Source organism: Chryseobacterium sp. StRB126, assembly GCF_000829375.1.
Classification (GTDB): domain Bacteria; phylum Bacteroidota; class Bacteroidia; order Flavobacteriales; family Weeksellaceae; genus Chryseobacterium.
Genome location: NZ_AP014624.1, coordinates 517,171 through 542,703 on the forward strand (window position 1 = coordinate 517,171; position 25,533 = coordinate 542,703).

Annotated in this window: 28 protein-coding genes; 14 read left to right on the forward strand and 14 right to left on the reverse strand. The window is 36.0% G+C overall.

Annotated features, from left to right (window positions below; all coding sequences use genetic code 11):
* Positions 1–22 precede the first annotated feature (22 nt).
* Positions 23–1,141, reverse strand: a complete 1,119-nt coding sequence (locus CHSO_RS02300; RefSeq protein WP_045491942.1) for an efflux RND transporter periplasmic adaptor subunit — start codon at positions 1,139–1,141, stop codon at positions 23–25.
* Positions 1,142–1,446: 305 nt separating this feature from the next.
* On the opposite strand from CHSO_RS02300, the gene CHSO_RS02305 reads away from it, so the two are divergent.
* Positions 1,447–2,037 (forward strand): porin family protein, encoded by a 591-nt coding sequence (locus tag CHSO_RS02305; protein WP_045491944.1) that lies wholly within the window; start codon positions 1,447–1,449, stop codon positions 2,035–2,037.
* Positions 2,038–2,258: 221 nt separating this feature from the next.
* Here CHSO_RS02305 and CHSO_RS02310 read toward each other — a convergent pair whose 3' ends face one another.
* Together CHSO_RS02310 and CHSO_RS02315 are read right to left on the reverse strand one after the other, a co-directional pair.
* Positions 2,259–3,023, reverse strand: a complete 765-nt coding sequence (locus tag CHSO_RS02310) for a LytR/AlgR family response regulator transcription factor (protein ID WP_045491946.1) — start codon at positions 3,021–3,023, stop codon at positions 2,259–2,261.
* Positions 3,020–4,138, reverse strand: a complete 1,119-nt coding sequence (locus CHSO_RS02315; RefSeq protein WP_045491948.1) for a sensor histidine kinase — start codon at positions 4,136–4,138, stop codon at positions 3,020–3,022. The genes CHSO_RS02310 and CHSO_RS02315 overlap by 4 nt, the downstream gene beginning before the upstream one ends.
* A 230-nt stretch (positions 4,139–4,368) precedes the next feature.
* Between CHSO_RS02315 and CHSO_RS02320 the strand changes: the two genes are divergently transcribed.
* Positions 4,369–5,193 (forward strand): universal stress protein, encoded by an 825-nt coding sequence (locus CHSO_RS02320; protein WP_045491950.1) that lies wholly within the window; start codon positions 4,369–4,371, stop codon positions 5,191–5,193.
* 115 nt (positions 5,194–5,308) lie between these two features.
* Here CHSO_RS02320 and CHSO_RS02325 read toward each other — a convergent pair whose 3' ends face one another.
* The gene (locus tag CHSO_RS02325; protein WP_045491953.1) at positions 5,309–6,256 is read right to left on the reverse strand and encodes an NADP-dependent oxidoreductase; all 948 of its coding nucleotides are present in this window, start codon (positions 6,254–6,256) and stop codon (positions 5,309–5,311) included.
* A 120-nt stretch (positions 6,257–6,376) separates the two neighbouring features.
* Here CHSO_RS02325 and CHSO_RS02330 point away from each other — a divergent pair, with 120 nt between their 5' ends.
* The gene (locus tag CHSO_RS02330; protein WP_045491955.1) at positions 6,377–6,730 is read left to right on the forward strand and encodes a winged helix-turn-helix transcriptional regulator; all 354 of its coding nucleotides are present in this window, start codon (positions 6,377–6,379) and stop codon (positions 6,728–6,730) included.
* A 62-nt stretch (positions 6,731–6,792) separates the two neighbouring features.
* Here the strand turns inward: CHSO_RS02330 and CHSO_RS02335 are convergent, their stop codons facing one another.
* Both CHSO_RS02335 and CHSO_RS02340 read right to left on the reverse strand, forming a co-directional pair.
* Complete coding sequence (locus CHSO_RS02335) at positions 6,793–7,662, reverse strand: RimK family alpha-L-glutamate ligase (protein WP_045491958.1); 870 nt, start codon at positions 7,660–7,662, stop codon at positions 6,793–6,795.
* Positions 7,663–7,866: 204 nt separating this feature from the next.
* On the reverse strand, positions 7,867–9,681 hold the full coding sequence (locus tag CHSO_RS02340; protein ID WP_045491960.1) for a right-handed parallel beta-helix repeat-containing protein: 1,815 nt from the start codon (positions 9,679–9,681) through the stop codon (positions 7,867–7,869).
* 325 nt (positions 9,682–10,006) lie between these two features.
* Between CHSO_RS02340 and CHSO_RS02345 the strand changes: the two genes are divergently transcribed.
* From CHSO_RS02345 to CHSO_RS02360, 4 genes are read left to right on the forward strand one after another with little or no spacing between them, the layout of a single operon-like run.
* On the forward strand, positions 10,007–10,516 hold the full coding sequence (locus tag CHSO_RS02345; RefSeq protein WP_045491962.1) for a hypothetical protein: 510 nt from the start codon (positions 10,007–10,009) through the stop codon (positions 10,514–10,516).
* A complete protein-coding gene (locus CHSO_RS02350; RefSeq protein WP_045491964.1) occupies positions 10,513–10,860 on the forward strand; it encodes a tRNA-binding protein in 348 nt (115 codons plus the stop codon). The genes CHSO_RS02345 and CHSO_RS02350 overlap by 4 nt, the downstream gene beginning before the upstream one ends.
* A gap of 16 nt (positions 10,861–10,876) precedes the next feature.
* Positions 10,877–11,578, forward strand: coding sequence for a 3'-5' exonuclease (locus CHSO_RS02355; protein WP_045491966.1), 702 nt, complete (start codon positions 10,877–10,879; stop codon positions 11,576–11,578).
* A 3-nt stretch (positions 11,579–11,581) separates the two neighbouring features.
* On the forward strand, positions 11,582–11,908 hold the full coding sequence (locus CHSO_RS02360) for an SUF system Fe-S cluster assembly protein (protein WP_045491968.1): 327 nt from the start codon (positions 11,582–11,584) through the stop codon (positions 11,906–11,908).
* A 278-nt stretch (positions 11,909–12,186) separates the two neighbouring features.
* Here the strand turns inward: CHSO_RS02360 and CHSO_RS02365 are convergent, their stop codons facing one another.
* A complete protein-coding gene (locus CHSO_RS02365; protein WP_045491970.1) occupies positions 12,187–13,017 on the reverse strand; it encodes a sulfurtransferase in 831 nt (276 codons plus the stop codon).
* An 87-nt stretch (positions 13,018–13,104) separates the two neighbouring features.
* Between CHSO_RS02365 and CHSO_RS02370 the strand changes: the two genes are divergently transcribed.
* Complete coding sequence (locus CHSO_RS02370) at positions 13,105–13,839, forward strand: hypothetical protein (RefSeq protein WP_052480469.1); 735 nt, start codon at positions 13,105–13,107, stop codon at positions 13,837–13,839.
* A 20-nt stretch (positions 13,840–13,859) separates the two neighbouring features.
* Here the strand turns inward: CHSO_RS02370 and CHSO_RS02375 are convergent, their stop codons facing one another.
* Positions 13,860–14,708, reverse strand: coding sequence for a hydroxymethylglutaryl-CoA lyase (locus CHSO_RS02375; RefSeq protein ID WP_045491972.1), 849 nt, complete (start codon positions 14,706–14,708; stop codon positions 13,860–13,862).
* A gap of 189 nt (positions 14,709–14,897) precedes the next feature.
* Between CHSO_RS02375 and pepT the strand changes: the two genes are divergently transcribed.
* Complete coding sequence (pepT, locus tag CHSO_RS02380; protein ID WP_045501743.1) at positions 14,898–16,145, forward strand: peptidase T; 1,248 nt, start codon at positions 14,898–14,900, stop codon at positions 16,143–16,145.
* Positions 16,146–16,149: 4 nt separating this feature from the next.
* Positions 16,150–16,716 (forward strand): hypothetical protein, encoded by a 567-nt coding sequence (locus tag CHSO_RS02385; protein ID WP_045491975.1) that lies wholly within the window; start codon positions 16,150–16,152, stop codon positions 16,714–16,716.
* A gap of 154 nt (positions 16,717–16,870) precedes the next feature.
* Here CHSO_RS02385 and CHSO_RS02390 read toward each other — a convergent pair whose 3' ends face one another.
* On the reverse strand, positions 16,871–17,218 hold the full coding sequence (locus CHSO_RS02390; protein WP_045491977.1) for a hypothetical protein: 348 nt from the start codon (positions 17,216–17,218) through the stop codon (positions 16,871–16,873).
* 152 nt (positions 17,219–17,370) lie between these two features.
* On the opposite strand from CHSO_RS02390, the gene CHSO_RS02395 reads away from it, so the two are divergent.
* The 4 genes from CHSO_RS02395 (at position 17,371) to CHSO_RS02410 (ending at position 20,230) form a co-directional block, all read left to right on the forward strand.
* On the forward strand, positions 17,371–17,616 hold the full coding sequence (locus CHSO_RS02395; RefSeq protein ID WP_045491980.1) for a hypothetical protein: 246 nt from the start codon (positions 17,371–17,373) through the stop codon (positions 17,614–17,616).
* A 159-nt stretch (positions 17,617–17,775) separates the two neighbouring features.
* A complete protein-coding gene (locus CHSO_RS02400; protein WP_045491982.1) occupies positions 17,776–18,372 on the forward strand; it encodes a porin family protein in 597 nt (198 codons plus the stop codon).
* A gap of 81 nt (positions 18,373–18,453) precedes the next feature.
* Positions 18,454–19,506, forward strand: a complete 1,053-nt coding sequence (locus CHSO_RS02405; protein ID WP_045491986.1) for a sensor histidine kinase — start codon at positions 18,454–18,456, stop codon at positions 19,504–19,506.
* Entirely contained in the window at positions 19,496–20,230 is a 735-nt protein-coding gene (locus tag CHSO_RS02410) for a LytR/AlgR family response regulator transcription factor (RefSeq protein WP_045491989.1), read from the forward strand. The genes CHSO_RS02405 and CHSO_RS02410 overlap by 11 nt, the downstream gene beginning before the upstream one ends.
* 85 nt (positions 20,231–20,315) lie before the next feature.
* Here CHSO_RS02410 and CHSO_RS02415 read toward each other — a convergent pair whose 3' ends face one another.
* From CHSO_RS02415 to CHSO_RS02435, 5 genes are all read right to left on the reverse strand, one after another.
* The gene (locus CHSO_RS02415) at positions 20,316–21,224 is read right to left on the reverse strand and encodes a DUF6268 family outer membrane beta-barrel protein (RefSeq protein ID WP_045491991.1); all 909 of its coding nucleotides are present in this window, start codon (positions 21,222–21,224) and stop codon (positions 20,316–20,318) included.
* 271 nt (positions 21,225–21,495) lie between these two features.
* Entirely contained in the window at positions 21,496–22,704 is a 1,209-nt protein-coding gene (locus CHSO_RS02420; protein WP_084220915.1) for a multidrug effflux MFS transporter, read from the reverse strand.
* A gap of 167 nt (positions 22,705–22,871) precedes the next feature.
* Complete coding sequence (locus CHSO_RS02425) at positions 22,872–23,693, reverse strand: helix-turn-helix domain-containing protein (RefSeq protein ID WP_045491995.1); 822 nt, start codon at positions 23,691–23,693, stop codon at positions 22,872–22,874.
* A 90-nt stretch (positions 23,694–23,783) separates the two neighbouring features.
* Positions 23,784–24,845, reverse strand: coding sequence for a thiamine-phosphate kinase (gene thiL, locus CHSO_RS02430; RefSeq protein ID WP_045491997.1), 1,062 nt, complete (start codon positions 24,843–24,845; stop codon positions 23,784–23,786).
* Positions 24,846–24,933: 88 nt separating this feature from the next.
* Positions 24,934–25,428 (reverse strand): acyl-CoA thioesterase, encoded by a 495-nt coding sequence (locus CHSO_RS02435; protein WP_045491999.1) that lies wholly within the window; start codon positions 25,426–25,428, stop codon positions 24,934–24,936.
* Between the last annotated feature and the right edge of the window lie 105 nt (positions 25,429–25,533).

Genomic DNA, 25,533 nt, shown 5'->3' on the forward strand with positions numbered 1-25,533 from the left:
TTTTCTAAGAATGATTATAAATTTATTTCGAAGGAGTTACTTTAGCCACAACCAACGCTCCGTCTGTAAGAGCATCTATCCTATTAACAGCGATCTTGTCTCCTGCATTCACTCCCGTCTTCACAAAGTAATCCTGAGAGGTGCTTCCTGATACTTCAATCTGCATCATTTTCACCTTGTCTTTACCTTCCAGTTTATAAACGAAGAATTTGTCCTGAATATCTTTTACAGAAGTTTTAGGAAGCTTCACTACACCATCCAGTGCATTGTGAACCATTACTCTTCCTGTTCCGCCTGATCTTAACAGTTTATCCGGATTCTGGAAAACAGCTTTCATCTGAATACTTCCTGTATTTCTGTCGAAATTCCCACTTGCATTTTCCAACCTCCCTTTGAAGCCATAGGTAGAACCGTCTGCTAAAATAAGCTCTACATTTTCAGCATTTTCTCCTGAAGCTGCAGTTCTGCTATGGGCAATAAAGTCGGCTTCATTCATTGAGAAATAAACGTTTACACTGCTGATATTGGAAAGCGTTGTGAGTGGTGAAGCATCAGACGGGCTGATGAGGTTTCCTACCCTGTTTGGGATTCTTCCAATATATCCGCTTACCGGTGCTTTAATGTAGGTAAAGTTGGCGTTGATCTTTGAAGAACCCAATGAAGACTGTGCCTGAGCTACCTGTGCTGATGCTGCTTTTAAATTAGCCTGAGCTGTTTTCAGCTGCATATCAGAAACTACTTTTCCCTCTACAAGAGGTTTTAGTTTTTCAACTTCCAGTCTTGCTGTTTCCTGGGCTGCCAAGGCAGATTTCAAAGCGGCTTCATTGGAATTTACCTGCTCATTATACACTGATGGATTAATTCTAAACAGCGTTTGCCCTTTGCTTACAAACTGGCCTTCTTTTATGTATACAGCTTCCAGATATCCTGTTACCTGAGCTTTTATTTCCACATTATCCTGCCCTTCTATACTTCCGGGGTATCCCGTTGCTACGTCTTCATTACCGGATTTTACCTGAACAAAGTCTGTAGGAAGCGCCACCGCCTGCTGGGTGTTTTCCTGACCATTTCCTGAACCGCAGGAGTACAGTATTGCTGCAGCTGTAAGTGAAAGTGCCAGATATCCTTTTCTGTAGTTCATAACATTTGTTTTTAAATTTTACAGGAGCAAAATAAGTTCATATAATAAGGAAATTCATCTAAAAATGAGGTGAAACGTAGTTAATCGCAGGTGAAACGTACGATACTAAAAATGAAAAGAAAAGCAGTTATTCCCACCATTCAGATCGATAAAAAAGGGCCTTTTCGTTTTAATATTTCAAAAATACGGTTGATGTTTCAATTTATACGTTTCACTTTTAAAATTACCAGTTCAGGTTATTTCCCGGTCTAATTTCGCAGTATCAAAACATTAAAAAACGAGTCAATAATTTAAATTTTTATCAAATGAAAAAGTTTTTAGCAATCACAGCGATCGTATTAGGTTTAGGAGTACAGGCACAAACGACCGTACCTAAAAAGGAATCAGGAATTGAACTCATTCCGAAGGTAGGAATCAACATTGCCAATCAGTCTATTAAGAATGTGAATGATGAGAAATCAAAGACATCTTTCCAGGCTGGTTTAGGAGTAAATATACAGACAGGCATCAAGAATTTCTCTGTACAGCCTGAGGTGAATTTCATCAGCAAAGGAACAAAATTTAAAAATAGCTTTGGAAGTGAAACCTACAATTTCAATTATATAGAGGTTCCTGTACTGGCGAAATACAGCTTTGGCCCAGTGTACGTAAATGCAGGGCCATCTATAGGATTCCTTATGGGGAAAAATGAGAAAGTGAAGGCTACATACGGTAAAACACGATCAATAGATTTTGGACTGCAAATGGGAGCAGGTGTTGCCATTCCCGCAGGACCGGGAAAAGTAATTGTAGATGGAAGATATAATTTAGGTTTAAATAATATCTCTGATGAAAAAGGTTTAGATGTAAAAAATAGAGGGTTTGCCATCTCTCTGGGATATGCTATTCCTTTATAATCTTAAATCATAGCTTTTTCTTTATATAGATCCCTTCATAAGTAATTTGTGAGGGGTTTTTGGTATGTATAGGGTTGGAAGCTGGAAGAGGGAGGATGGAAGTTACTGGTGCCCAAAGAACTACTGATCTTTATAGAAACGACTGATTAAATCAATAAAAATGATTTTATTTACCTTGCGTCTTCAATAACTTCCCTCTTCCAGACTCCAGCTTCCTTTCATTAATAATCCATCCAGGATTTAAAGATAGAGGCCTTTTCCCGACTTACAATCACCTCCATTTCAGGTTGTTTCCTCAATTCTAATTTGAGTTTTCCATTAAAATGATTAAAGATCTGTTTTACAGAATCTATATGAATAATAAATTGTCTGTTGGCACGGAAGAAGAATTTCGGATCCAATTGTTTTTCCAGCTCTTCCAGGGTTTGGGGAATATTTTCTACAATACCAGTATTCAGTACTGCTTTACTGATTCCCAGTTCTGTATAAAAATATAAAATATCTTCTGCCAGCACTGTTTTATATCCGTCACGATGAGCAATCAGGAAACGTTTTCTGTAGTCTTTAGGCTGGATATAGTTAAGTAATCCTTCAATAGCTGACCCAACAACCGGAACAGCCTCCATAAAGGTTTCATAGCGCTTCAGAGCAGCGTCTAACTCATCTTCTTCTATTGGTTTTAAAAGATAGTCTATACTGTTGTATTTAAAGGCCTGTACGGCATATTCATCATAGGCTGTTGTAAAAATTACAGCACTTTTAATTTCATGTTTATTAAAAATTTCAAAGCTTAATCCATCTGCCAGACGAACATCCATCATAATGATATCCGGAACGACATTGTTTTCCAGCCAGCTGACCGTGGAAGTTATTGAATCTTCTACGGAAAGGATTTCAATGTGAGGTCTGAGCTTTTGCAACAATCTTTTCAGCCTGTCTGCATTGGGTCTTTCATCCTCAACTATTAAAATTTTATTAATCTTCATATCAATGGAAGTTTTACAATAAATTTATCTTCAGTTTTTTCTATAATGGGTTTTGTATATCCCAGAATTTCATATCTCGCAATGATATTGGTAAGCCCAACCCCTGAAGAATCGGGTTTATTAATCAAAGGTAAAAAGGTATTGGAAACCACCAATTCCCCTTCAGAATTTGTATAGACGTAAATTTCCAATGGATTGGCTTTTGAGGTCTGGTTATGCTTTATTGCATTTTCCACTAATAACTGCAGGGATAACGGAAGCGTGTACATAGATCTGTATTCTTCCTGAATATCAATTTTAAATACCACGCCTTCTCCAATTCTTTTTTCAATCAGGAAAATATACGAGTCTAAGAATTTCAGTTCTTCTTCTACGGCAATAATGTCTTTCTTGGAGTTAACAAGCAGATATCTATATACCCGTGCAAATTTTTCGGAGTATTCATATCCCAGCTGCTGATCTTCCAGAATAAGTTCAGAAAGAACGCTCAGGTTATTAAAGATAAAATGAGGATCTATCTGTAATTTGAGAGCCTGAAGTTCAGCTACCATGGCTGCCTGTTTATGCTTGGAGGCTCTTATTTTATGCTGAGCTGCTTCCACAGCGGTTCTTTTCCAGTTTTGAAGTAAATAATCTACGGTATTAAAACCGCTTATAATAAGGGATATTACAATGTTGGTGGCAACCCACTGTCCCAGTAAAGTATATTCTTTTCGGGAATCCATTTCCGGCAAATTGTCTGAAGTGCAGTCCACAATAGCATTGATAATCATCACAATTAAAACACTTCCTACAATCTGAAGAAATCCCTGAATAAGCAATCGTTTGACTGTTCTGTCTTTCCATGGAAGTAACTTATTGAGAGTAGAATCAATAAAAATACTCACCTCTGAAATGATGATTGAAAAAAAGAATATCCATAAAGCATCTTCGATGAACATCTTCAATGGGGTTTCCCAATAGCTCTGCCAAACAGGATCAAAGGGATCAATGAGATAAGAAAACCCACAGAAGGTAATTACTGCTACCGCCCAGATTACCAGCCTCCTTTTCATTGCAGAAAGGATCTTTTTGCTTCGTATTAAATTTTTCCTAATGGTAGAAATCCTATTCATATCCGGGACTTTGTGAATGTAAATATAGAAATAGATTTCAGAAGAGTCTCCGCTACTTTCAACGAGACGACTAAAAGTACCCCTGAAACGTAAAATAGACGAGTTCAAATGAAAGTGAACGTTTCATCACCTAAAAAATACATTTCATCATCATTTTATGCAACATCACCCTATTTTTAATAAAATACATCCTTCCCCTATCCTAGTTTTGCAGTATCAAAATCGGTACAATGAAAACAATAATTGTCTGCACAGATTTTTCCCAAGCAGCTGAAAATGCAATTCATTATGCAGCTTCTATGGCTACGGAAAACCATTATAATATTATTCTGTTCAACTTGCAAAGCGTTTCTATCCATGCTCTGAACGCTCAGGTTTCTGCTGATTTTTTTTATGAGCAGACACTTAAAACCCAACAAAAACTCACTGATAAATCTATTGAAATAAACCGTCTATATGCTGTAAAAACAGAGTATCATCTGGCTTCAGGAAGTTTTATTGAGGAACTGAACAACTGTATACAAGCCACAAACAGTGATCTTATTGTTATGGGAATGGCAGAAAAGACTCTTGAACAGCGATTTTTGGGAAATAATGTAATCAACGCTATTCACAGAATTAAAAAACCGATATTAATTATTCCCGGACATATAGAATACACAGGAATCCGAAAAATGCTCTTTGCCTATGATACCCATAAATCCATCACCTGGTGTGCGATGAATGACATTTATTCTTTCATTAATGAGTTTAATGCGGAAATTGAAGTATTCAATGTAGGAGAAAGTGCAGAGGATTTTGAGGAAGTCATTCATGATATTGATCTGAATTCCGGCTATGATCTTGATGATATTAAATACAGCTTTAAGATGATCCAGTCTATTGAAATCATCAAAGCTATTGAAGAGGAAGTAAAACTGACCAATGCAGACCTGCTGACGATGGTTCCTTACCGATATAATCTTGTGGAATCTCTTTTTCACCGAAGCAAAACAGCTATTATGGCTTATAAAAATAAAGTTCCATTACTATCAATCCCCCTAAACATAGATTAAGACTCAATCAATAAAAATCACACATTTGAATTATCCTTTTTTGCCTTTTTAAGGGTTAAATTTTACACTTAATCTTGTTTAACAGGGCCGGAAATTACTCTCCGGTCCTGTTTTTTTATAGAGTTACCACCACTTTTCCAACTACACGATTGGTTTCCATTTCAAGATGTGCTTTGCTGATATCTTCAAACGGGAATGTTTTATAAACAGCAGGTTTTAGACTTCCTGCATTCAATAAATCTGCAATTGCTTTTATGGTTTCAGTCTTGGATTCAACCATCATAAACTCGATACCAATTCCTTTCTGGTTAGCCATATCTTTTACTTCTTCAGGAATTTCCGGAGATGGAAGGGTTATAATGATTCCATTCTGATGTACAATTTCTACAGAGTTCAGTAAAGTTTCACCCTGAATGGTATCTATCACGACATTAACACCCTGTACTTTATCTTTAACGTTTTCGGTAGTATAATCAATATGTTCATCAGCGCCTAATGAAAGGACAAAATCCTTGTTTTTAGCTGAAGAAACGCCTATCACATAAGCCCCGAAATGTTTGGCAATCTGAACGGCAAAATGCCCTACTCCTCCTGAAGCAGCATGAATAACCACTTTATCTCCTTTTTTAAGGTGGGCAACATCTACCAATGCCTGATATGCGGTAATTGCTGCCATTGAGGCTGCCGCAGCCTGTGGATGGGTGATATTTTGAGGCTTTAATGCCAAATGAGACTCCGGAGCGGCAACATATTCTGCATAGGCATTTCCGTTTCCAAAGAAGTTGATCATTCCAAATACTTCATCACCTGCTTTGAAATCTATTACATTCTTTCCCGTTTCTACAACTTCTCCTGAAATATCCCACCCTAAAATAACAGGTCGTTTGTCTTCAAAGATCCAGTTTAAAACCCCCTCGTAGGCTCTTGCTTTAACATCAACCGGATTAATGGCTATCGATATCACTTTTACCAGAACCTCATCATCACCTATTGTTGGTTTTTCTACTTCTGTGAACTGAAGATTTTCTACACTTCCTGCTTCGTTTATAATAACTGCTTTCATAATTTTATTTTTTAATGATGAGACAAATGTAATCTGATCGTATCTTTATGGCAAGTATGTACTTTTTTGTAATTTACATACTTAAAACATACTATTATTGACTATCAACACATTAAAAAAATGTTAAAAATAAAAAAAGTGACCAATGAGCCATCCTGCCCTGTTGATTATGCCTTCAAACGTATTGGCGGAAAGTATAAAGGTCGGATTTTATGGTACCTTCATACCCAAAGTGTGATGCGTTATGGTGAACTAAGAAAAGTTTTATCAGACATCACCCCAAAAATGCTTACCCAAACAGTACGGGAACTGGAAGATGACGGACTTGTACACCGAGAAGTTTATCACGAGGTTCCTCCAAAAGTGGAATATTCTTTAACCGAAACAGGCCTTGAACTGATTCCTTTTATTGATTATCTGAAACAATGGGGTGAGGCCCAGATAGAAAAAGAGAGAATAAAAGCTGAAGCTTGATTTAAAAATCTTACAATAAAACCCGTCTCACTTCTGAAACGGGTTTTATAGATAACAAGAGTTTAAGGGATCATTTCGGTTAAAGCCTGGTAATAATTTTCCAATAAGGTATTATCTCCGTTCAGGAACAAATAGGGTTCTATCAGTTCCAGTTCCATAAGATTAAATGCATTATCAATAAGTACTCCATCTACTCTTGCATATAATGTGGATTGAGGTAAGCTTTTCAGATAAGCACCTGCCTGTTCTATATGCAAAGGATCTGGTGTTGGATAGCTTATGCTTCCACCATGATAATGCTGTACTCTGAAATCTCCTTCTTTAGGCTTCTTTAATGAACAGTGACTGTATTTTCCGTTGAAAAACAGGAATGACCATTCCCCATTTTTGATTTCTTCTACAAAAGGCTGTACCATATAGTCCTGGTCTTTCAGAAGCTCATTTATCTCTTTAGAATGTTCGTTAACATTATTTCTGCTGATGGTTACGGTATTTTGAGCCCCGGCACTTACGCATGGTTTTACAACTAATTTATCTGCATTCAAAAGGTCAAAGAAATTGTTATCAAAGCAAGATCCTTTTTCCAGATATTCTGATGCAATCACCGGAAGCTGTCTATCTGCAATATCTTTCAGGTAATGCTTATCGGAATTCCATTTGATAATTTCTACAGGATTTAAAACTTTGATACCTAGTTGTTCAAGATGATCCAGCCAGTTCAGGAATTCATTAAGATGGTTATGATAATCCCAAGGAGACTTGATAATGGCCACATCAAAGTTGCTCCAATCTACATTTTCATCATTCCAAATACTGGGAACAACATCCAGCCCTTTATCTTTTAAAAAGCTGATGAGTTCTGTATCTTCATCATTCGCCACTCCCTGTGAAAGTCTCGCTTCTTTTTTATAGCCTACTACTGTGATTTTCATGTTCTGTTATTATGATTTTATCTTATAGTAAAGTTGCGAAGAATGAGTGGATATGTGTAGGTACAGATTTTTTTATTTGGAGGGATACAATTAAGAGATCGTTTTATAATACAGCCCTTTTCTTTCTGATTACAATAAAACAAAATAGCGAAGAAATATTTATTCTTCGCTATGATATCTTACATTAAAAAATAATTTAAATTTTTAATTTTCTAATTTTTTCCAATTCGCCCATGTATTATCATTAAGTGCATACCTTGCCCACTTTACACCTAACTGATCGTATGGTAAAAAGGTCTGATAAACAACAGGCTTATTATTATAATCTTCCAACCTTTCATTTCTAACTAATCCTTTTGTATTTCCAAGATAAGCCTCTGGAAAAACGCCTTCACTTTCAAATTCACTTTTGTGATACAAAATATTTGATGGTATCATAATAGCACTATCATAATTATATGAATAGCCCTGATTCATAATTGAATAGAAATCAATTTTAGGAATATTACCCAAATATTCATTTTCTTCAATTCTTGCGTTTCTTAGATTATCAGCACTTGGATTAGTTAAAAGACACATACCAGGATTAGCTGAATTATAGAACTGATTACACTTTATTGTACCAATTGGTTTTGGCTTATTAAAAGTTAAGATATTAGTAGTAAAATTTTTAAAAATGCATTTTATAAAATCTATATATTTTCCATCACCAATAAAAGAAAGACCTGCAGGATTATTAACAGTATCAAATTCACATTGTTCAAATAAAACTTTATATGCTCCGCCATCACAGACTGAAAGAGAATCATTATGAATGTTTTTAAAAATAACGTTGGAAACCTTTACTCTGCTAGCACTATTAAAATATATAGCTCTTTTGGCCTTTAAAACATTTGAGTTTTCAAATACTATACTATACACTCCATTATCATCCTTATCATCATTTGTTAATGGATTATAATTACCATACACTGTTAATGGGGTATGAACGTCTTCAAATTTACAATTATCAATTTTAAAACTTTGATAATTTAATCTTTCTTTCTGTTGAAAATCAATAATTGACCTGTCTTTTGAAAAAATGCAAATTGCTCCCATACCTCCTATATCATTAAAATAACAGTTAGTTATTAATCCATTAGTGGTAACCGTTAAATTGGGGTCGTCAGATTCTATATCTATTGCACCAGGCATTCCATTTCCGGTCGTTCTATAGAAATCACAGTTATCGATTATAAATCTATCGCAATGGTAAATTGAAATAGCTTGTCGATTATACTGGTTTACCCCATCGAATTTACAGTTTTTTATACTAACATTTTTATTATAGGCATTCCGATATCCTTCTTGAAACAAGCCTCTACATATAGCAATTCCATCTCCAAAAAAACCTGTAAATGTACAGTTTTCAACAGTAAAATCACTTACCCCGTGTGCCGCAATGTGATGAGAAAGCTCATCAACTTTTGGTTCTGGTTCTGGTTCTTGTCCTGGTACTGGTTCTGGTTTTTGGGGTTTAACATTCAATGTGAAAAAATTGAGCCCACTAATTTTAATATTTTTTATTGAGTTTGAGTCGTCTGACTGATTAGATACACAAGCTTCAAAAGCAAAAATTCCATCTGCTGCACTATTTCTACTTTTTGTTAATCCTTTTATTGTCGAGTTATTTCCTATAATCTCAATATTTGAGTAAGCTTTAGTCTTAAAATCAATATGTTCAACTGCATAGCTTCCACTTGGTATTAATAATTTACCACCGCCTATACTACTTAAAAAATCTACAGCTTTCTGAAATGATTGTGTGTCATTAGTTACAGAATCTCCTACAGCACCAAACCATTTTACATTTACGGTGTCTTTGATTAAAACTCTCCTATAAAATACATTGTTTATGCTCTTATAAATAATATTATCACACATCGCAAGAGTAATGGGAACTCCATTATAAGTAACTAAGGATTCTAAAAACACTGTCCATTCACCTGTAAATGGATCATTTTGTTCTATTGTATTCATATTTTTTTATTTTGTTTTGTTATTACAAATATCCATATAGGCTACGACAAAACTTGACGTATAAAAAATTATATCAATAATGATACTTTATTTTTACAACAACAATCAAAAAGTTATAAGCTTCAGAGGTTTGATAATATAGAGTCTGAATATCTAATTTCACCAGAATCATTAAAATTATTTGTTTTATATCTGTTGGGCTGTTCATTATGATGCCTTAAAAGGTCCAGTTACAACCAGAAAAATGGTTTCAACAAGGTTGCTCTTCAAAACATACTTTCTAATTCTCATTATTTTAATACATTTGTTATAAAACATACTTCAAATGAATTTCGAGCAGGTTAATCTACACCTTGAAGCCTATAAAGAACATGATCAGATCCTGGATGCTGCCAAATATCTGATCCATTCTTTTGATCTGGAACATGAAAATTTTGCAGGATTTGGATTCAGGCAAGAGGTTTCTCCTACTTCAATGCTTCTTACTGCTGAAGGAGAATTGGGTGGGCCGCAAACCGTGATGATTCCCAGAAATTTATTTGATTTTGATCTGAACCTTGTCCTGAATATGGTAGCTCACGAAATGCTTCATGTAAGGCAAAAGGCTCCAGGACAAGTGATAGAAGACAAAAATGAAAGAGAATTTCAGGCTTACTATGAAATGCTTTTTCATAAGGTTTTCCCACAGGTTCCTGAAGTTTCAGACTTTCATAAAAAATTCTTCGGCGGAAAAGCTCTGGAATATTATAAAAGAATGGGTGAAGGTTCAGAATTACAACAAAAATATGCAGAACAGAAAACAGAAGTAGAACATTTAATTAATACATTACCATGAACGTAAAACCAGACATAACCTGGGCAGATTTTGAAAAAATAGACATCAGATGCGGAACAATTATTTCAGTAAATGATTTTGAAAAGGCAAGAAACCCTTCCTATCAATTGGAAATAGACTTTGGCGACCTAGGAATCAGAAAATCATCTGCACAAATTACTTCGCTTTATCAGAAAGAAGAACTGGTAGGAAAACAGATTTTAGCTGTTGTCAATTTCCCTAAAAAACAGATTGCCAACTTCTTCAGTGAATGTTTGGTCTTAGGATTATATGGAGAAGACAAAAATGATGTAACTCTTTTAGCTCCTTCATTACCCACCAAAAACGGAATGCAGGTAGGATAGCAAATAAAAAAACACGATGATACAGAATATACCATTAGAAAAGATCTTATTCCTTGATATTGAAACCGTTCCGCAGGCAGGCTCCTGGGACGATTTGTCAGAAACCGATCAACATCTATGGGACAAGAAAACAAGATTCCAGAGAAAGGACGATGTTTCTGCTGCTGAGTTTTATGACAGAGCCGGAATTATGGCTGAATTCGGAAAGATCATCTGCATCACCATCGGAATGGTGGAGAAGAATGAGACCTTAAAGATCAAAAGCTTCTCCGGGCATGATGAAAAGAAGATGCTTCAGGAATTTGGAGAGATTTTCAACAGTCCTAGGCTTTATAATGTGATTCTCTGCGCCCACAACGGAAAAGAGTTTGATTTCCCATGGATTGCGCGAAGATATCTCATCAACGGTATGCAGCCTCCTGCCCCATTCCAGATGTTTGGGAAAAAGCCCTGGGAGATTCCTCACATAGATACAATGGAACTTTGGAAATTCGGGGATTATAAAAGTTTTGTCTCATTGGAATTATTGGCTCATGTCTTTGGTATTCCCACTCCAAAGGATGATATCGACGGCTCAATGGTTTCATCAATTTACTACATAGAGAAAGACTTGCAGCGAATTGTTGACTATTGTGAAAAAGATGTCTTAACTTTGGCAAATATTTTCCGGCGTATGCGCCAGGAAGATTTGTTGAAAAGGAATATCAATTTAGATTAAAAAATGAAATTTACAGACGATCAAATTGCAGACATTGGTGAAGAAATCATCAGCGTGCTAAAAACCGTATACGACCCCGAAATTCCGGTAGATATTTACGAATTAGGGCTAATTTATGATGTACAGATCTCCGATGATGCTGACGTAAAAATTATAATGACCCTTACCACTCCCAACTGCCCGGTAGCAGAAACACTGCCTCAGGAAGTAAAGGATAAAGTAGCAGAAGTAGAACATGTAAATAGTGTTGACCTAGAACTTACCTTTGAACCGAGCTGGAATAAGGACATGATGAGCGAAGAAGCAAAATTTGAATTGGGAATGCTATAGGTCTTAAGCATTTTCTATACAGATAAAATTAATATTACCACTTTTACTTAGTAATCATGATAAAAAAGACAGGAGCAATACTCCTTGCTTTCTTAGGAATATATATGCTTTATTTAGGGTCTAAAATGCAGGCTCAACCTCCGTTTATAACCGGAATAGGATTTATAATTATATCATTGCCGCAACTCAGTAAAAAGTAATATAGAATTGAAAATATAAAAGGATGTCACCATATGACATCCTTTTTCTATCATTGAAACCTCATTCTAAGGTTATTTTTACAATTCTTTCGCAACTTCTTTTCCTTCTCTTCTGCTCCATTCACTCCACGAACCTACATAGAGATTTGGGATATTAAAGCCTGCATGAGCTAATGCTAAAATGGAATGACATGCCGTAACCCCAGAACCACAATGAATAATCAGGTTTTCAGGTTTATTTTGTAGTAATTGGGTGTATTTTTCTTTTAAAATTTCAGGGCTCAGGAATAATCCGTTTTCATCCAGGTTTTGAGAAAAAGGAATATTGATGGCCCCTGGAATATGCCCGGCAACCAGATCAATAGGTTCAGATTCTCCTCTATATCGATAAGCATCTCTTACATCAATGACTGTAGAAGAATTGCTTTTCAATTCATTTTCAACCTCTTCCAGATTTGAAACAGGTAGATCCCAGTTTTCTTTTTTAATTAACGGGGCTTTTTCAAATACCTCTTCTCCTGATGAAAACACCATATTATTCTTTTCTGCAGCCTGTACTCCGCCATCAAGAACCTGCACGTTTTCAAACCCAAAAGATCTTAACATCCACCATGCTCTGGCCGCAGCATTTGAGCCATTCTTATCGTCATAAACAACTATATGGGAATTTTCAGCGATCCCAAGGTTGGAAAGCGTTTCGGCAAATTTTTCAGGAGCTGGAAGCGGGTGTCTTCCTCCAAAGGCAGCATCTCCCCCTATTTCAGCTAAATCTTTATCCAGATCAATAAATCTTGCTCCTTTAATATGCTTTTCTAGGTAGTTTTGCTTTGCATCTTTCCCTGTTCTGGCATCTAAAACAATCGCATTCTGTGAAACATCAATATTCTTCGTAATTGGATGGGTTTTCATAATGAGTAGTTAAGTTATACTTCAGGTTAAAAATTGTTTCCCTGAGAATTATTTTTGTATAAATTTAAACAATTAAAAAAGACAAATATGAATTCTAACCCGGAGCTTCCTAAAAAATCAAATAAAAAATGGATCATACTATCTGTAATCGGAGCTCTTCTCTTAATTGCTTTTTCATTTTTATATAACTGGCAGCGTTATTTTGCTCCGGAAGATGCTCCACAAGCGGATTATGGCAGTCCAGCCATTGTTATTGAGAATTTTGATTATCTGGAAAGCATCACTTTCAAAATACATGAATATAATGAGATTCCCAAGGAATATAGAAAAGGAATCGTACAGACCTTTATCAACAATAAATTTTATGATGCTGAAGACCGCTCTGAAAGATTCCATCTGACCAATATCAAGGACAGAGCACCCAAGGTATTTGCGTTTGGTAATTTTACAGGGAAAAGTGAAAATGACCAAGAAGACCTTGCCTTTTTGGTAGAAAATGAAGACTCCAGCAGCTCTATTTTATTCATCATTTCCAGCAATGGAGATGTTCTGTACAAAAAAAGATATGATGGGGAACTTCCGGTTATCAATTCGTTTAAAAAGGAAAGCAAGATCTTCATGGATACCGAGCAGCTACAGCCAGCTCCTGAAGATGGACTTATCGTCCAATTTAAATATCGTAAAAGTGTTATTCTGTACGTTTCAAAAACCTCAAATTTTGAAGAGTTTCATCAATATACTAAAGAAGAGCTGGATGATCTGAAAAGTCCCCGTTATGAAAATGAAGAATCACCATCCAGTCCGGACAGCGATTCTATATAATTTAAATGATTTTCTTTGCTTTAAAAATGAAAAATATCCTTTGCTTTATTATAAGAGCTTTCAAAATTTAAAAGATTCAGCTTGTGATCTGCTTTTTCAACACTCATAAAGTTGATAACCTGCTCCGTAGGCATATTTCCTACCAGATCATCTTTAGCCATAGGACATCCACCAATTCCTTTGATAGCGCTATCAAATCTTCTGCATCCTTTGTCATAAGCTGCTTTCAGTTTTGAATAGGAATCTTCATAACGGTTATGAAAATGTCCTCCGAAATTAATTTCAGGATATTTTGATGGAATTTTCTCAAATAAAAGGGCAATAGTTTCCGGCGTTGCGACTCCCGTTGTATCAGAAAGAAGAATATCTTTCACCCCAATATCCGAAAATCTTTGTGCCCATTGGTCTACATCTTCCCACTTCCACATTTCGCCATACGGATTTCCAAAGGCCATGGAGAAATAAATATTCAGTTTTTTTCCTTCACTTTTTACCAGGTTAAGCATTTTAATGATCTCATTAAAAGCTTCTTCCTGGCTTTTATTGGTATTTCTATGCTGAAATGTTTCAGAAAGAGAGAAAGGGAATCCCAGAATGTCCACAGACTGATGTTTTAATGCTTTTTCAGCACCTCTATAATTTCCGATAATAGCAGAAACCCTGGTCTTGGACCGGGATTTATCGATATTCTCAGCCACCACATCAGAGTCGGCCATTTGTGGAATTGCTTTTGGAGAGACAAAACTCAGGCAATCCAGCACATCAAAACCAACATCCATTAAGGAGTTGATATAATCTATCTTTTTATCAGTAGGGATAAACTCTCCCCATCCCTGCATTGCATCTCTAGGACATTCGGTAAGAAACATTTTTACTTTTTGATTTTCTCAAATATAATAAAACTAAACTACTTAGTATACTGTACGTACAAATCTAACATTATTTTGATTTTCAAAGTTTTATATTCCATTTATAATTTCAATATCTTATATTCACCCGCAAATAATGTATTCTGAGCATCAAATTTGCTAACTTTGTTAAAATTTATGATAAATCTGATGAGTACAATAGAATTCAATCCTTTATGGAAAGAGAAATTACTGAACCGTTTTCTGAGTTATGTAAAAATATATTCAACGAGTGATGCAGAGAGTGAAACAACTCCTTCTACTGAGCGCCAGTGGGACATTGCCAATTATATTACGGAAGAACTGAAAACAATCGGTTTAGAAGATGTTTCAATTGATGAACACGGTTATATTATGGGCTATATTCCTTCTAACCTTGAAAATGATGACAGACCTACGATTGGGTTCATTTCACACTACGATACATCACCTGATTTCAGCGGAGAGAATGTAAAACCTCTGGTTTGGGAAAATTATGACGGAAATGATCTTCTATTGAACCAGACTACAGGATTCACTTTATCTCCTTCAAGATTTGAAAGTTTAAAAAAATATATCGGTCAGACCCTAATTACTACAGACGGAACTACCCTTCTTGGAGCTGATGATAAAGCAGGTTGTGCAGAAATTGTAACGGCTGCTGAATATCTTATGGCTCACCCAGAAATTAAACACGGAAGAATTGCTGTAGGATTTACTCCTGATGAGGAAATCGGAAGAGGTGCACACAAGTTTGATGTGTCTAAATTCGGTGCTGAATGGGCTTATACAATGGATGGCGGAGAAGTTGGAGAACTTGAATATGAGAATTTTAACGCTGCCGGTGCTGTTGTAAAAATCCACGGGTTAAGTGTACACCCTGGATATGCTTATGGTAAAATGATTAACGCTGCTTTACTGGCTGCTGAGTTCGCTCAAATCTTACCTGCTAATGAAACTCCTGCAACCACCAAAGGTTTTGAAGGATTCTATCATTTAATGGACATTACAGCTGATATTTCTGAAGCAAAACTTCAATACATCATCCGTGATCACGATGCTGATAAATTTGAAGCAAGAAAGAAATTCATGGAAGAAAAAGTAGTTGAATTTAACCAAAAACATGGTGAAGGAACTGCTGAAGTAGAGATTAAGGAGCAATACAGAAATATGAAGCAGCAGTTTGAAGGCAAAATGCACATCGTAGATCTTGCAGCAAAAGCAATGACTGAAGCGGGTATTGAACCTAAGATCAAAGCTATCAGAGGGGGTACAGATGGTGCTCAGCTTTCTTATATGGGACTTCCTTGTCCTAATATCTTTGCCGGAGGAATCAACTTCCACGGCCCTTACGAATATGTAGCGCTGGAAAGTATGGAAAAAGCTACAGAAGTGATTATTAATATTGTAAAAGCTTAATAAGATGAAAAGACTCTTAGCATTAGCCTTCATATCATCATTTGCTTTCGGAAGTGCTCAGGTATCTGCATTTCAGAAGGCTGATTCCAAATATGAAAGAAAGAAAACGGCATTGTACAACAAATACCCTAAGCCTAACGATCTGCGAACTAAGCTAGAGTGGCTTCTTACGGAAGACAAAATAACATCTTATAAAAATGCGCTTGAGAAAATTTCTGAAGACGATAAGAAAATATTAACCAATGATCCGCCTGTAAAAACTAAATTGACGAAAGAAGCGGAATATGAAGCTGGAAAAACAGCTTTTCAAAAGTCATTGTATGATGCTGTTGATCTTATTTTCTTAAACTATGCTTCGGATTCTTATAAAGCAACCTTAAGCTTTGTAATAGACTCTAAAGGAAATGCTCTTGATGCTCAGGCCAAAGGAAATAATGAAGATGTAAATGCATTTATTGAAGCTGCTTTTTATCGGATAAGAGAAAAAGGAAAGTGGAAACCTGCAGAAGCTAACGGAAAACCGGTATCGTCCACGGTATCAGTTCCTTTAGTTTTAACATTTAAAAAATAATATGATAAACCCGCTGTAATAGCGGGTTTTATTTTTCTCATTTCCTGAATTTCAAGGATGAATCAAGAAACAAAACACAAACAATACTGAAAATTAACTCTTGAACATGATCTTATGGAAAATAAACTCAATGTGAAAAAAGTAGACTTATCTTTCAATCAGAAATCATATCCATAGATTTATAATATTGATATTGAGCACTTTTATCTTTTTTATATACTCTTATCTCTCTCGAGTTTTTATCCTTGCTTAATGAATCACCTACTAATGATCCTTCTCTCTCCCATCCATCATAGAAAGCTAAATAGACAACACTCTTATTAGATAAATATAAATCATAAAATCCTCTGGACCCTTGCTTCTGTTTAGTGACAATTCCATTATATGTGCACTCATATTCCTTATTAAAACTATATTTCTGAAAGACTTTTAATCCTAGATAACCTGAAATAATCAATGCTATTACAATAAAGGTACTTAGGAAATTTTTCTTTTCTTTCATATTGTTGTTTTTAAGGCTTAAAGTTATTATTTTTTATCTTTTCCCATAGAAATATTCCACATATAACTCACTTACAACCATTTAAGACTATTTTATTATATTTACAAAGGATGTACAATCCTAAACGATAACATTAAATACCAGATTAAACTATGAAACAAATTAAAAAACTTTTGAGAAAGGATCTTTCAACGATTCTTGGTAACGGAACAGACAACTGTCATATGGGAGGAGATTCTTATAATTGCCAGAATGACTGCCAGTGCGCCTGGGGAAAAGCCTGCGAAATGTATGAAGACGGAAGTCCTGGACAATGCATTGCTGTTGGCGGTGGAGGTGGCGGCGGTACTGGTGGTGGATGTATTCCTCCGAACGACTGTACAGAACAGCCTTATTAAACTTAAATCAAAAAACAATTTATCGGAAGCCATAATGGCTTCCGTTTTTTCATCCAAAACGGTATTCTCGTCAAAGCATCTCTGCCACTCATCAAATAAAATTCCCTTCATCCTTCAAGATTCTTTGCTTTGCATCAAATTTATAACAGTAATCAATTTATGAAACAACAATTTTTAGCATTCTGCTCATTATTACTATGCATGACATGCTCTATGGAGACACAGGCTCAGCAAACACCAGCTTTGCACTTTGGAATCAAAGGGGGGGCAAATTTTACAAAAACCTCAACGGAGTCTTCTTCCTTGGAAGGAAAATACGGCTTCGGCTATCAGGCAGGGGTAATGGCAAGGCTGGATATTGGAAGCCTTTATGTACAAGGAGAAACACTATTCAACAAAAGAAAAACATCCTACGAAGCCAATGGAGGGAATTCTGCAAAACTAACATGGAATGCAATTGATATTCCTGTAGTGATAGGATATAAATTCATTAAAACCGATGATTTCAATGTAAGAGCATTTGCTGGCGGCGTGTACAGCTATGCTTTTAATAACAAGTTATCAATTCCCGAATCACTGCAGGAAGGTTTTAATAAGTTTGATAAATCCAATATCGGAGTTACCGGAGGAATAGGATTAGATTATAAAAACTTCACAGTAGATCTTAGGTATGAACACGGGTTATCCAACATCAGTAAGGAGTTTAAATCGAAACCTCACAGCTTTAGTCTTGGAATCGGTTATTTCTTATTCTAAAAACTTGAATTATCTTTGACTGATTAGAAACTGTAAATCTGCAGTTTCTAATTTTTTGTAAACTCTCTTGAGATTTCTCCTATGACGAAACCCTTTGTTTTAAAAGAATACATATTCTCTCTCATCTTCTGGTGTGTTTTTGCTGTTGCCATATGGATTAATTTTCAAGCCAATACAGATCGGTTTATTGCTCTGCTTCAGACCGTAGCCATTGTAATAAGTTCTGTTATTTTTACATATCACCTCACCCATAATCTTCTTCCCAAGGCTTTAAGGACAAAAAGAATGAAGACCTTCCTGATACAGGCCACAGTGAACGTTTTAATTCTGAGTATTATTTATTCTTTTATTTTCACCTATCTTCAGGTGGCCCCAAAAGTTAACTTACCTACCAAGGTTTACGATCATTTACCCATTTTATGGCAGGGGTTTTATATGGCTCTTCCTGCAGCTTTTATGATAAGCGGAGCTGCCTGTGGTATTAAGTTCTATCTGGAACATAAAAGAATAGAACGGGATCATATCCTCCTTCAGCAGGCCCATCTGGAAAACCAGCTCAAACTGCTTCAGGACCAGATTAATCCACATGTAGTATTTAATATTCTGAATCACATTCATATTCTCATGAAAACAGATACAGAACTTGCTGATTTTTTATTAATGAAATTTTCAGATATTTTACGGTACCAGCTCTATCATTGCAATCAAAACCTCGTCCCCCTTGGCAAAGAAATTGAATATCTCCAAAATCTGGTTGAGGTAGAAAAACTAAGATGGGGAAATGAGCTCAATGTAGATGCAAGTTTAAAAATCAATAATACAAAGGCTTTCATTGCTCCCCTTTTATTGGTTCCTTTTATTGAAAACGCTTTTAAATATGTGTGCAGACTTCCCGGGCAAACTGGATATGTAAAGATTTTCTGTAAGGAAGAAAACAATAATCTCTTCTTTTATGTTGAAAATTCATATTCAGAAATAGCTGTCCAAAAAAAGAAAGATGGAGGAATTGGCCTTCCAAATGTAAAGAAACGTCTGAAATTACAGTATCCTGATGCTTATGATCTTAAAATTGAGTCTGATAATCTTGTCTATAAAGTAACTTTAACCTTAAAACTATCTGAAAATGAGCAATAATATTCCCAAAATGAAATGCCTGATTGTAGATGATGAACCTCTGGCAAGATTCCACCTTAAAGAACTGGCAGATCAGATTGATTTTGTATCTGTGGTAGGAACCTGTGCTACTGCTCTGGAAGCTGACACCAAGGTAAAGGAAAGCGAAATAGATCTTATTTTTCTTGATATCAATATGCCTTACCTGAATGGTATTGATTTTCTGGAACAGCTTGAAAATCCGCCATTATGCATTTTTACCACCGCCTATTCTGAATATGCGCTGGAAGGGTTCCGTCTTCAGATTGTGGACTATCTTTTAAAACCTATTGCTTTTAACCGTTTTTATCAGGCGGTAAATAAAGCGCAACAACAGTTTATCATCAATGAAAAATTAAAGAAAAACACCCCTCTGGATGATCCTTTTCTGTATGTAAGACAATCCGATTCCTTCATCAAGGTTTCCTGGGTAGATATTTTATATATTGAAAGTATGCAGAACTATACCAAGCTGCATTTTAAGGATAAATCGCTGGTTATTCATCAGACTATGAAAGCGATTGAAGAATCGTTGCCTTCCGAGCATTTTTTCAGGATCCATAAATCATTTCTAATCAATATTATCCATATTGATATGATTTCTGGCGGAAGACTGTTTATCAATAAAACCGAGCTCCCTATTTCCCGTACCCGAAAAGAAGAATTGCTTACTCAGGTAGTTTATAAGAAGTTAATTAGTAAATAAAAGAAAGAAGCCGGAAGGTGTTGGGGGAATTATTCAAGTTAAAAAATAGATCAAATAAATATATTCCGGCCTCTTTTCTCATATTTTAGGGTAGATTCCAGCGTAAGGATACAGCAGCATAAAATGTACTGGAAAACTTAGGATCTGCAATTTTTTTCTCCTTAAAAATGCTTTTGATCTTTCGCTCACTTTCTGTGAAGCTTCTCATCAGGGTTGATCCTCCCGTGATTCCTACGCTCAGCTTATCACTGATCTTTATTTCCGGCTTAAGGCCCGCTGTGATCTGCTGATAACCAAACATGATAGATTTCCCATCCTTGTTTCTTTCTACGGTCATTCCACTAAGGTTAACCACAGCTTTTAAAGTAAAAGCATCTGAGAACTGATATCCGGCTTCTGCACCTTCCGGGAAATTAATTCTGAACTTAACCTTTCCTTTGGTTTTCCAATCGAAATAGATCCATGGCAGAACCATTGGAGTTCCAAACGCTGTTGTAAGTACCGGCCCGATCCCCAAAGCGAGATTAGGGTTAAAATGCCTGATAAATACAACTCCTCCTTGTCCCAGAACATCATCAAAGCTTACCTTTTCCATGTCAGTATATACTCCAACGGAGGCCATCATCATCATACTCCATTTCTTCCCTAAAGGTCTTACATGCTGCAATCCAACCTGAGCATTCAGCATCTGATCCGGGAATAACGGAGTTTCATAATTTTTGTGCGACATTTTTGCATAGGAGCCGCTCAGTAGCATAGACCATGCTTTTACCTTACCTTCTTTGTCTTTTTTTACAGATAATGGAATACTCAGCGTAAGGTCTACTCTTTTAAAATCACTTTTAGAATTGGTTTTTGTACTGTCTTCCGGACGGATATAATTAGAGGCCGGAATATACTCCGTTTTAAGCTCAGCAGAGATTCCTGATTGGGCGTTTACCCAATATCCTAACGGCAACAGACAGCAAAAAGCCGTCAAAAGGTTTCTTTTCATATTCTAAATTTTATGCAAAGAGAACCTTTTGACTATTTTTTACAAAAATTACTTGATTAAGTGTCCGAATGGTATGACCAATAGAAACAATGGAAGGATAAAGTTCAATGAGCCGGAAGTCCGAAGAGGGAAGCTTGAAGTTACTATGAGTCTATTGGATTACTGAAAGTTGCTATAAATAGAATACTAAAATCCAGAAAAATCAGAAATGCTGAATTAGTTTTTCGGTTTTCAATTACTTTCCTCCTCCAGCTTCTAACTTCTTTACTACTTAAGCAACAGATTCCTGCATTACAGGTTTTCTGCTCTTAAAGATCTGATATCCAAACCATACAGCTACCAAAGCCATTCCTGCACGGGTAACCACCATAGGTAAAATAGAATCCGCTTCTAAGAAACCTAATAGTCCTGATATTAAAAAAGTTACCATTAATTGCATAAATCCTAATAGTGCAGCAGCAGTACCTCTTCCCTCTTTAAAGGGAGATAAAGCATGTGCGGAGGTAAGAGGAAACAGAATTCCAATAGACAGCAATGATAGATATAGCATGCCTATTTCTAATACCATAGAAAGGTTTCCTGCTGCTATAAAAATGTGAAGGGTACATACTATCAACAGCATTAAAGTAGCAGCAAATAAAAGAGCTGAATTGCTTATTCTCTTGATTAGTATCGGCGTAATATAAGCCGCTGTGATCAAGGCTAATGAATTGAATGCAAATATAAAACTGAAAGTCTCACTGGAAAATCCATGAATTTCCATAAATAAGAACGGAGCATTTGAAATGTAGATAATCAAAGAGGCAAATGCAATACTTCCAACCATGGTACTGTTGATGAATTCTTTATTGGAAATAATCATTTTCAGTTGATCCTTTAATCCTTTCTCATCCATTGGTATAGTATCAGGCTGACTGATTCTTGCATTGGTTTCCGGAACGTATTTGTACACCATGAAGAATGTAATCAGTCCCATAATACACAGAAAAGCAAATGAACTGTTCCAACCCCAATATTTCAGAAATACACTTCCCATCAAAGGCGCTACAATAGGCGCAATACCACTGATCTGTGATTGCTGTGCGAAAATGGTTACAGATTTTTGTTTATCATAAAGATCAATAATAATGGCTCTTCCTATGACAATCCCCGCACTTCCTCCAAATGCCTGTAAGAAACGCATCGCCCATAAAACATAAATATCAGAGGTAAAATAGATGGCTGTAGCTCCTATGATAAAAAGGAGAAGACCGCAATACAGCATCGGTTTACGACCTGTTTTGTCTGATAAAGGTCCCCACAATAACTGTCCGAAAGCAAATCCGGCAAAGAAAACTGAGATAGAAATCTGGATATGGCCGATATCGGTTTTAAAAATTTCGGCCATGCTTGGAAAAGCAGGAAGATAAAGATCTATACTTAGAGATTCCAACGTGTTGAGGAGCGCTAAAATAAACACTACAATACTTAACTTCTTCATAAATTGTAAGCCTTCACAGGCGATTTTTTTCAGGGTGCAAAATTGCCTTAAAAAGCATCAGATTACAATAAAAGAACTGAAGGAAGTATAGGACAAATTGAAGATTTAAATAAGAAAATAAATAAAAAATGCCAATTTAAATCTATCTTAATTGTAAATATTGAAGATTATCTTTTTTCATTATTCTTAAAATTGTCAGGGTTTTGCCCTGTATGTTTCTTGAAAAACCTTGAAAAATATGAAGCATCGTTAAAACCGAGCTTGAAAGCAATCTCCTTTACCGTGAGTGCTCCAAAGCTGAGTTCTCTTTTGGCTTCCAGAATTAGACGTTGTAAAATCATTTTTTTTACCGTTGTTCCCCTCAAAAGACGTACAATATCATTAAGGTGATGGGTACTTATCTTTAACTTTTCAGCGTAGAAGCTTGTTTCTTTCTGTACTATATAATGCTTCTCAATAAGTCCCACCAATTCCTGAACTCGTTGACGGTCATTCAGTAATGGCTCCTGAGGTTTAATTTGTTCCCCAATAATGATACAAAACGCTTTCAGATAAGCCTTTAAGAGCTCAGTCCTTGACTTTGCTTTATATTCCTGCTCAATTAATGACAGGATGGTGCGGCAGGTATTTTCATTTTTAGGATCTAAAAAAAACGGAAGTTCTCCTCCCGTGAGTACCGATTCTATATCACAGGCTTCGTTGAAAATTTCCCGGCTTATCGCCATTGCATATCCCTCCTCGCCTTCTATTTTCATATTGAAAGCCTGTCCCGGTGCAATAATACAGATTTGATTATTTTCTAGTTTGTAGCTTTCAAAATCCAGTTCTAAGCGGCTGTATTCATACACTTCCCTGAACCAGATAATTTCAAAAAAATTGTGCCGGTGCACATCATGGAAGTTCTCCGGACCAGCGGCACTCAAAGTACTCATCTGAAATTTTTCAGAAGTAAGATGGTGAACCGGGATTTCTTTTTCTGGTATATTCATCACTGTATTTTAAAAAGGGTTATCAATAAACAAAAACCACAGCAAAAAAAGTGCTGCGGTTTTCTACAATATTTAAAATTAAATTAAATCTTATCCGTTCTGGCTTCCTAAAAAGGCGTCCCATCCCTGAGCAGTAAGAGCCACTAACTGGTTAGAACCTCTTGCTACCATAAAGTTTCCTTCTTCTTTCTCAACGGCATGTCCTATAATGGTAAAGTCAGGATGATTTTTAATTTTATCAAAATCGGTTGGTGAAATTGTAAAGAGTAATTCATAATCTTCACCTCCGCTTAATGCTGTCATTACAGGGTTTAAATTCATTTCATCCGCAGTAGAGATGGTAAGGTTATCCATAGGTACCTTTTCTTCATACAACCTGAACCCTACCTTCGATTGATCGGAAAGGTGAAGAATTTCAGAAGCCAGACCATCAGAAATATCAATCATGGAAGTTGGCTTAATATCCAGCTCCTCTAAAATCGTTTTAACATCTGTTCTTGCTTCAGGTTTCAACTGTCTTTCCAGAATATAATCGTAGCCTTCCATTTCCGGCTGCATATTCGGATCAGCAAGATAAACGGCATGTTCTCTTTCCAGAATCTGTAGCCCCATATATGCTCCTCCCAAGTCTCCTGTTACCACAAGAAGATCATTCGGTTTTGCACCACTTCTTTTGACAATATTTTCATCTGCTTCAATTCCGACAGCAGTAATACTCATCACTAATCCTGAGTTGGAGCTTGTGGTATCTCCGCCAATCAGGTCTATCTTATATCTTGTACATGCTGCTTGAATTCCTGAATAAATTTCTTCCAAAGCTTCTACAGGAAAACGGTTGGAAACTGCTAAAGAAACCAAAATTTGAGTAGGAACAGCATTCATGGCAGCAATATCACTTAGATTTACGACCACCGCTTTATAGCCTAAATGCTTCAAAGGAACGTAGCCTAGATTAAAGTGTACTCCTTCTGCCAGAACATCTGTGGTAAGAACTACTTTTTTATTGCCAGGATTAATCACTGCCGCATCATCTCCTACTCCAAGCTCCGAAGATTCATTGGATAGAGGAAAATGTTCTGTTAAATGCTTAATAAGACCGAATTCTCCTAATTTTGAAATGGGCGTCAGCTCCTGTGATTTATCTTCAAACATAAAATTTTATTTATCAATGATAACTGATATGTGATAATTGATAACCATATTTCTAACGCTACTCAGAACATCAATTATCATTCATCATTTATAGATTAATTTCTGCCGGATCAATATTGTGAGGATGGAAAGGAAGCTTTTTAAAATCTTCCTTTGATAACACTACTGTTTCCGGGCTTTTGTATTTATTCATGGCTTCCACTACATCATCTGGTGGAGTGGTCATTTTTCTTAGCATCATATCGATCCAAACTCCTGTTGCTTCAGAAGTAGCACAGTGTACACCATCCGGAGTATAGAATTTGTGAACGAAACGGTAGATGGAAGAATCATCAGAACATCCGTCAATTTCTACACTTACAATCACAATCTGATCCGCGTAGATCTCTTTAAAGAAAGAATATCTTTCATGCAGAATAACAGGACCTATTCCCCATCTGCTTAATTGGGTAACTCCCATTTTTTCCTTGGTCATAAAAGCCATTCTGGCTTGCGCACAATATTGTACATATGATGAATTGGCTAAGTGCTTGTTGGCATCAAGATCGCTCCAACGCACTTCAAATTTATGGTAGAAAATCATACTGAAATCGTTTTTGGTATAATAAAAAATTATAATCTTCAAAAATACTCAAATAAGATGGTTTATAAAAATTGTACTTTTGAAAAAATAATCTTCAGCATAGGA

Bases quoted from the DNA above. Each gene is read 5' to 3' on its own strand.
- CHSO_RS02340 (WP_045491960.1), bottom strand. From the start codon at position 9,681: ATGAATACAATAGAACAAAATGATCCATTTACAGGTGAATGGACAGTG.
- CHSO_RS02400 (WP_045491982.1), top strand. From the start codon at position 17,776: ATGAAACAACAATTTTTAGCATTCTGCTCATTATTACTATGCATGACA.
- CHSO_RS02305 (WP_045491944.1), top strand. From the start codon at position 1,447: ATGAAAAAGTTTTTAGCAATCACAGCGATCGTATTAGGTTTAGGAGTA.
- CHSO_RS02355 (WP_045491966.1), top strand. From the start codon at position 10,877: ATGATACAGAATATACCATTAGAAAAGATCTTATTCCTTGATATTGAA.
- CHSO_RS02435 (WP_045491999.1), bottom strand. From the start codon at position 25,428: ATGATTTTCTACCATAAATTTGAAGTGCGTTGGAGCGATCTTGATGCC.
- thiL (WP_045491997.1), bottom strand. From the start codon at position 24,845: ATGTTTGAAGATAAATCACAGGAGCTGACGCCCATTTCAAAATTAGGA.
- CHSO_RS02315 (WP_045491948.1), bottom strand. From the start codon at position 4,138: ATGAATAGGATTTCTACCATTAGGAAAAATTTAATACGAAGCAAAAAG.
- CHSO_RS02410 (WP_045491989.1), top strand. From the start codon at position 19,496: ATGAGCAATAATATTCCCAAAATGAAATGCCTGATTGTAGATGATGAA.
- CHSO_RS02370 (WP_052480469.1), top strand. From the start codon at position 13,105: ATGAATTCTAACCCGGAGCTTCCTAAAAAATCAAATAAAAAATGGATC.
- CHSO_RS02385 (WP_045491975.1), top strand. From the start codon at position 16,150: ATGAAAAGACTCTTAGCATTAGCCTTCATATCATCATTTGCTTTCGGA.
- CHSO_RS02300 (WP_045491942.1), bottom strand. From the start codon at position 1,141: ATGAACTACAGAAAAGGATATCTGGCACTTTCACTTACAGCTGCAGCA.
- CHSO_RS02425 (WP_045491995.1), bottom strand. From the start codon at position 23,693: ATGAATATACCAGAAAAAGAAATCCCGGTTCACCATCTTACTTCTGAA.
- CHSO_RS02365 (WP_045491970.1), bottom strand. From the start codon at position 13,017: ATGAAAACCCATCCAATTACGAAGAATATTGATGTTTCACAGAATGCG.
- CHSO_RS02360 (WP_045491968.1), top strand. From the start codon at position 11,582: ATGAAATTTACAGACGATCAAATTGCAGACATTGGTGAAGAAATCATC.
- CHSO_RS02320 (WP_045491950.1), top strand. From the start codon at position 4,369: ATGAAAACAATAATTGTCTGCACAGATTTTTCCCAAGCAGCTGAAAAT.
- CHSO_RS02390 (WP_045491977.1), bottom strand. From the start codon at position 17,218: ATGAAAGAAAAGAAAAATTTCCTAAGTACCTTTATTGTAATAGCATTG.
- CHSO_RS02395 (WP_045491980.1), top strand. From the start codon at position 17,371: ATGAAACAAATTAAAAAACTTTTGAGAAAGGATCTTTCAACGATTCTT.
- CHSO_RS02420 (WP_084220915.1), bottom strand. From the start codon at position 22,704: ATGAAGAAGTTAAGTATTGTAGTGTTTATTTTAGCGCTCCTCAACACG.
- CHSO_RS02325 (WP_045491953.1), bottom strand. From the start codon at position 6,256: ATGAAAGCAGTTATTATAAACGAAGCAGGAAGTGTAGAAAATCTTCAG.
- CHSO_RS02375 (WP_045491972.1), bottom strand. From the start codon at position 14,708: ATGTTTCTTACCGAATGTCCTAGAGATGCAATGCAGGGATGGGGAGAG.
- CHSO_RS02405 (WP_045491986.1), top strand. From the start codon at position 18,454: ATGACGAAACCCTTTGTTTTAAAAGAATACATATTCTCTCTCATCTTC.
- pepT (WP_045501743.1), top strand. From the start codon at position 14,898: ATGAGTACAATAGAATTCAATCCTTTATGGAAAGAGAAATTACTGAAC.
- CHSO_RS02330 (WP_045491955.1), top strand. From the start codon at position 6,377: ATGTTAAAAATAAAAAAAGTGACCAATGAGCCATCCTGCCCTGTTGAT.
- CHSO_RS02415 (WP_045491991.1), bottom strand. From the start codon at position 21,224: ATGAAAAGAAACCTTTTGACGGCTTTTTGCTGTCTGTTGCCGTTAGGA.
- CHSO_RS02335 (WP_045491958.1), bottom strand. From the start codon at position 7,662: ATGAAAATCACAGTAGTAGGCTATAAAAAAGAAGCGAGACTTTCACAG.
- CHSO_RS02350 (WP_045491964.1), top strand. From the start codon at position 10,513: ATGAACGTAAAACCAGACATAACCTGGGCAGATTTTGAAAAAATAGAC.
- CHSO_RS02310 (WP_045491946.1), bottom strand. From the start codon at position 3,023: ATGAAGATTAATAAAATTTTAATAGTTGAGGATGAAAGACCCAATGCA.
- CHSO_RS02345 (WP_045491962.1), top strand. From the start codon at position 10,007: ATGAATTTCGAGCAGGTTAATCTACACCTTGAAGCCTATAAAGAACAT.